General features: G+C 31.0%; 1 protein-coding gene and 1 pseudogene. One reads left to right on the top strand and one right to left on the bottom strand.

All coding sequences use genetic code 11. From position 1 onward, the window contains the following. On the top strand, positions 1-431 hold a 431-nt coding region (locus BWGOE10_RS28340), incomplete at its 5' end, for an IS6 family transposase (protein WP_070145973.1). A gap of 64 nt (positions 432-495) precedes the next feature. On the opposite strand, the pseudogene xerS reads toward BWGOE10_RS28340, so the two are convergent. Then, positions 496-1,392 (bottom strand): annotated as a pseudogene (xerS, locus tag BWGOE10_RS28335) (tyrosine recombinase XerS); the annotation flags it as partial. Positions 1,393-1,669: the final 277 nt, after the last annotated feature.

Genomic DNA, 1,669 nt, shown 5'->3' with positions numbered 1-1,669 from the left:
CACGTGCTGTTGATTCAAAAGGAAATACAATTGATTTTTATTTAAGCAAAACAAGAGATCATAGGGCTGCAAAGCGTTTTTTCAAGAAAGCTTTGCAGTCTTTTCATGTTTCAAAGCCCCGTGTGATAACAGTAGACAAAAACCCGGCCTATCCTATAGCGATTGAAGAGTTGAAGAAAGAGAAAAGAATGCCTGTAGACATCCAAATAAGGCAGGTAAAATACCTGAATAACATTGTAGAGCAAGATCATCGCTTTATTAAAAAGAGAGTTCGTTCAATGTTAGGATTGAAGTCTTTTCGTACAGCTACATCTATTCTTTCAGGAATAGAAGCGATGCATATCATTAAAAAAGGCCAACTTATTTTACGGGACAAGTCTGTCCAAAATGAAATAAAGTTTATTCATCAACTATTCGGAATGGCTGCATAAGAATAGATTCCATTAGGAATCTATATACCTCTTTCGAATAAATGAAATCTTTGCACCAGAACCTTTTTTTGCCATAGGCCTTAGTATATTTTTCTACTATATCCTGGATAGCTCTAACCGAAAGAGGCTGTGCAGTATGTTTATACTTCGATAAAAACACATTTTTTAATTCTTTCCCTGGAGCGTATTTGTTATCTCTAATTTCCATATACTTTTCAATATCATTCAACGCAATGGGGGTAATCCATACTGAATCTTCTTTATTTCCTTTTCGGATCACATCAATTAGTCTTTCTTTTAAGTTTATATCTTCCATACGAAGATCGGCCAATTCACTTACACGAATACCACTACCAAGAAAAAGGGAAAGGATAGCTACATCACGATCTTTATCTCTTAGAAAATAGAACAACTGATGTTTTGTTAAAGATTTTTCATGTTCGTACTTAACGTAATTCAAAAATTCTTGATCGTCATTATTATGAAATATCTTAGATCTCATACGTTTTGCACGAGCATTTAATGTTTCTTTATCTTTATGTATTTCTATTTTAGCCATTACATTTCTATAAAAATAACATTCTCCATCTTCATTCTCTGATAGGGAGGTAAGGTACTTAAATAATGATTTTAAGGCTGAAATTTTTCTGTTAACAGAGGAATTCTGCATGTTTTGTTGTAGTTTTAGAAACCTTATAAAGTTCTCAACATCTTTTTTCTTTAAATTCTCCAAATCAGAGAAGGATATGTCTTTAATGGGTTTCAATTCAATAATTTGTTCAGATAATAACCAATTAAAGAAGACTCTAAAATCATATACATAATTCAGAAGGGTGGAGGGAGAGGCATCATGCAATTCTTTGTACTCCACAAATTCTTCTATGTAAAAGGGCATTTTATTTAGATTTTCGTATAATTTCTTACGATGTACGGATTTTTGACGTTGCTTGCTGTAGTCAATAAAAATAACCTCATATATACTATAACAGAAAAATACACGAACGCAAGTTCGCGTCAAATTCAATTTTTACACAGACTTATTTACATAATTAAATTATGGAATACTAATATTTACTCGAGATTGAATGGGATATTGTAGTCATTCAGTTATAGATAACCAGGTGATAAATTTGTATTAGGCTATAAAAACTAGTACAAAAATTACATATAAATGTAAGTAAATAAAACAATTTTCATATATAAATTCATACAAAATGAATACATGAAAACAGTATAAA

This window comes from Bacillus mycoides (genome assembly GCF_001757995.1).
In the GTDB taxonomy this organism is placed as follows: domain Bacteria; phylum Bacillota; class Bacilli; order Bacillales; family Bacillaceae_G; genus Bacillus_A; species Bacillus_A mycoides_B.
The sequence above is the reverse complement of the archived record's forward strand: the minus strand, read 5'-3'. Positions and strand labels throughout refer to the sequence as shown.